Below are 3,961 nucleotides of genomic sequence, written 5' to 3'. Positions count from 1 at the left end.
GACATCAACGCTGCCAAAAATATCAGAGACGAAGGACTGCGTATTTTATCCTCAGGGACTGGGGAGTTCGCCTATCGCCCAAGTGTAAGTCGAGATAGTAGAGGACGTAAGAAATCTACTATCTCGCAATTTGCTGGGTAGGAAGCCGACTGTGTAATCTTTGATTCACTGTTCGGTAGTTCACTCAGCAGCGGGGAAACTGGGGCGATCGCCGGCAAAAAACCTCCCGTATTGACGGCTGATGGTTCGGGGAAGTCTTGGCAGAGTCTTGGGGGCGATCGCCAATTCTCCCGAAGTTTGCGCTAGAGTCTTGAAGGACGAAGACAGATTATTAACTGCCCCCCCTATTCTGACTATTTTACGAAAGGATTGCTTAAGGCTATGAAGTTTCCCCCTGTTACCCTAATCGCATTGGCCGCCGTTTTCCCCAATGCGGGCGCCGTCACGGCGGCGTCGGTGGGGATTCAACTTCCCGATAACTGCAATGTGGTTCACTTGAGTCCGGCGGAAACGGGACGAGCCGGTGGGATGCTGGTCTGTGCGCCGGAGTCGATGGAGGGTCCCGCTCCAATTTTGGGCAACAATATTGATATTCCTGAACTCCAAGATACTGTGGAGTTTGCGGATTTGGGCGATCGCTGGGAACGACCCTACATCGAAGCGCTCGCTCGCCAGGGAATTATTCCTGCGGCTGAAGATGAGCAGTTTAACCCCGATGCACCTCTGACGGAAGAGGACTTTCAGGCTTGGCTTAGTCAGAGTGTGGAAGCTCGTCAAGCCATGAACCCGTCTCTGAAAGCCTCGGAAACCGACACCTTAGATAGCCTGACGGGTGACGCTGAGACGACGACTGAGTCGGGCCAAGAGACGAAAGCGGAGGATGCGGATACGAATACCTCCCAGACGGAGATTCATCTGGAGCGTTTCGGTAAACGGCTGAGTGGGAAGTCGGCGGAGAAATCCCCGGAACCGGTTGTCTCTCGTTTAGAAGCCTTAGTGGCTTTAGCCAAGAACTTAGATTTAGAGTTGACAGAGGAGTTAGAAGCCAATACGGTTTTGAGCTTTAGCGATCTTGAGTTAGTTCCAGAATCGGCTCATGATTCCCTTAAAGCGGTTCTGGGTCATGAGATTATTGTCACCAATGAGGAGGAAGAAACCGCACTCTATCCTCATTTTTCGGCTACGCGGGCCGATATCGCGGTGTTGCTGTACAAATCTATGGTGAAAGGGGGAGGATTAGCCCCCATCGCCATCAATCCAGAAGGCTCTCTCGGCGATCGCGAAATCCCCATGAATCCCTCGGGACAACCGATTCACTCGGCGTTAGTCAACCCAGCGTTGATCCAACAGCTATTTGCTGATTCTAATTCTCCGGGAACCATCGCCATCGGTTTAGCCGAAGGAACTCGCACCATTGATGGTGGCAAAACTGCTGGCTACTGGGGACACCGAGATCCCGGCAATGGCAAACATAATATGGGAACGTTCAGTTACCAACATGGTGCGAGAACCCCGGAAGAAGCGGACTGGCTGCAACTGCAACGGATTTATGGGTATAGCGCGGCTCTGCAAGAATACGCGGCAGCTCACAATATGGAGTTGTCGGTGTTGGAGTTAGTGGCGGGATTGGATTTGGCCAACCAAGCTCCTTTGGCGGCCCAACATTATCTGGCGAATTTACAACAGTTGAAGGCCCGAGGCTTCACAGGTATGGACGCGATCCTAGAGGCGCGGACGTATAGCTATATCAACCCCGCCACGGGGCGTTTGGAAGCGAGCGGTTTCCGCAATAATTGGGAATGGTTACGCTATGACCAAGCGCGTCGGATTGCTGCGATTCGTAGCACTTTGGCCCATCACGGCATCGAATAAGGGGTTGTTGACGGCTGGGGGCCGGTTGGCCCCCAGGGGAGACTAGAAGTTTTCTAAAATCCGTTGCAGAATGCTGATCCCGCTAACAGCCTGCCAAGCAAATAAGCCGACGACGGCGATATTGATGCTGATATGGCTGTAACGCGCCCAGTCTTTCCCTCGTTGCATGAGTGGGGCCAGGGACGCTGAGAGAGCGACGAGTCCCATCATGCCGAGTCCCGCGAGTAAGTGGGGACCCACGAAGAGTTTACCGTTGTTAATGTAGGTGACGGACATACCACCGATCGCCCCGAAGACGATACCCACTAACAGCAGTGAGCCGATTTTGAAGTGTTTGGTGCGGAAGTCTCCTTGAACGAGCTCTTTTTTCTCTTCGCCGGTGGCTGAGCGCAGTTTACGGACTTTGAGACCGGTATAGAGGGCATAGATGGCGATCGCCAACATGACCCACATGAGTGAGGGGTGAACAAAGTTCAACCAGGGTTTAATTGATTCGGGAATAAAATCCATTGGGGTTCTCCTCGATAGTCGGCAAGATAGTCGGCAAGATAGCCGTCGACCGTTGATCATTCAACGACTCTCTCATTGTATTCGTTTTGAGTTGAGTTGAAGTCTAATGCGATCGGTCAATGGCTATCTCTGTTCTCCAAAGGCGTGGCGTTCGGGGTTAGAGGGTCTGAACCCTTAGCCCTCGAACGCCGCCGTCATAAAACTTAGCATAGCAACTTTACCGGGCTGTTCCTTCCCCAGAATCATGACCATAGCGGCGGCTAGGTGTCCTTAGCACCGACGGTTGACTCCTTGGGGGGAACGGGATCATATCCGCCAGGATGGAAGGGATGACAGCGCAACAGACGGCGCAACGCTAACAGACCCCCTCGCCAGGGGCCAAATCGCTCAATGGCTTCGACGGCGTAGGTCGAACAGGTGGGGTGAAAGCGACAGGAAGGTAACGTCCAGGGGGAAATCAGGAGACGATAGGCCCGAATCAGGGTTAAGAAGACCTGTTTGGCGATCGCATTCAACATTTAAGCTTCCTCCTATGCTCCTATGATGGTATGGCGGCGATGAACGCTCCTAGAACGGGTCGGGGTTCCCTGTCCCGATAGCTGGCCCGATTAACCGTCCTGATTAACCATAGTATGGAGAGTGTTCCGCCCCCCCTCACCCTTCCCTCAAACCTCTTGTGCCAGATGTCATGCTAGAGTTCGGACGTTCCCTAACCCCAATCCCTCTGTGGTTCTCCAGTGGATTAGTTGTCGTTTGGTTGGGGTTGGTCTTAGCCACCGCCGAAGGACTCTACCGCCGTCGCCATCTGAACCCCGAGTTCAGCCGTAAAATTGTCCATATTGGCACCGGAAACGTCATCCTCATCGCCTGGGGATTGGGGATTCCCGCCTGGATTGGTATTGCAGCGGCGATCGCAGCGGGGTTTGCGGCGTTGTTGTCCTATTGGCTGCCTCTACTTCCGGGGGTCAATAGTATTGGTCGTCAAAGCCTGGGGACGTTCTTTTATGCGGTCAGTATTGGGGTTTTGATTGCCGCATTCTGGCAAACCTCCCCCTACTATACCGCGCTGGGTATCCTGATTATGACCTGGGGCGATGGATGTGCGGCGTTAGTGGGAATGCAGTTTGGTCGTCATCGGTATCGAGTTTTGGGGATGACGAAAAGTGTTGAGGGAACCTCGGCCATGTTTGTGATTAGTTATCTCATCAGCCAGTTTGTGTTACTGGCCTCGGGGGCTAACTGGAGCGAACTCATCTTAGTATCCTTGCTAGTAGCAACGGTTGCCACTCTACTCGAATCGTTTTCAACCTTAGGGTTGGACAACTTAACGGTTCCTGTGGGTAGTGCAACGTTAGCATTTTATTTACAGTCGTTTTGGCTATCTTGATGGGTCTTGATGGGGCTTTATTCAAGAGAGTTGACCGTAGTTGTTTCTAGCAAGTTGGGATTTTATGTCTGATAAAAAGTTTGATAAAATTGTTGTTTTGGTTCACGGAATTTTTCGCCAATCTAAAGTATTTGCGAAAATGAAACAGCAATTAGAGGAAGATGGCTATAGGGTCTATGCACCAGATTTATA

4 protein-coding genes and 1 pseudogene are annotated in these 3,961 nt (G+C 52.1%); 3 read left to right on the top strand and 2 right to left on the bottom strand.

Annotated elements, in window-relative coordinates; all coding sequences use genetic code 11:
• A pseudogene (locus tag R6U67_RS00970) lies at nt 1–141 on the top strand (RNA-guided endonuclease TnpB family protein); the annotation flags it as partial.
• Nucleotides 142–381: 240 nt separating this feature from the next.
• Nucleotides 382–1,872, top strand: coding sequence for an S-layer homology domain-containing protein (locus tag R6U67_RS00965; protein ID WP_410250802.1), 1,491 nt, complete (start codon nt 382–384; stop codon nt 1,870–1,872).
• A gap of 42 nt (nt 1,873–1,914) precedes the next feature.
• On the opposite strand, the gene R6U67_RS00960 is transcribed toward R6U67_RS00965, so the two are convergent.
• On the bottom strand, nt 1,915–2,382 hold the full coding sequence (locus R6U67_RS00960) for a DUF4079 domain-containing protein (protein ID WP_410250801.1): 468 nt from the start codon (nt 2,380–2,382) through the stop codon (nt 1,915–1,917).
• A 260-nt stretch (nt 2,383–2,642) separates the two neighbouring features.
• Complete coding sequence (gene yidD / locus R6U67_RS00955) at nt 2,643–2,900, bottom strand: membrane protein insertion efficiency factor YidD (protein ID WP_410250800.1); 258 nt, start codon at nt 2,898–2,900, stop codon at nt 2,643–2,645.
• A 170-nt stretch (nt 2,901–3,070) separates the two neighbouring features.
• On the opposite strand from yidD, the gene R6U67_RS00950 reads away from it, so the two are divergent.
• On the top strand, nt 3,071–3,769 hold the full coding sequence (locus R6U67_RS00950; protein WP_410250803.1) for a diacylglycerol/polyprenol kinase family protein: 699 nt from the start codon (nt 3,071–3,073) through the stop codon (nt 3,767–3,769).
• Nucleotides 3,770–3,961: the final 192 nt, after the last annotated feature.

The organism is Sodalinema sp. (assembly GCF_046483825.1).
GTDB lineage: Bacteria > Cyanobacteriota > Cyanobacteriia > Cyanobacteriales > Geitlerinemataceae > Sodalinema.
The sequence above is the reverse complement of the archived record's forward strand: the minus strand, read 5'-3'. Positions and strand labels throughout refer to the sequence as shown.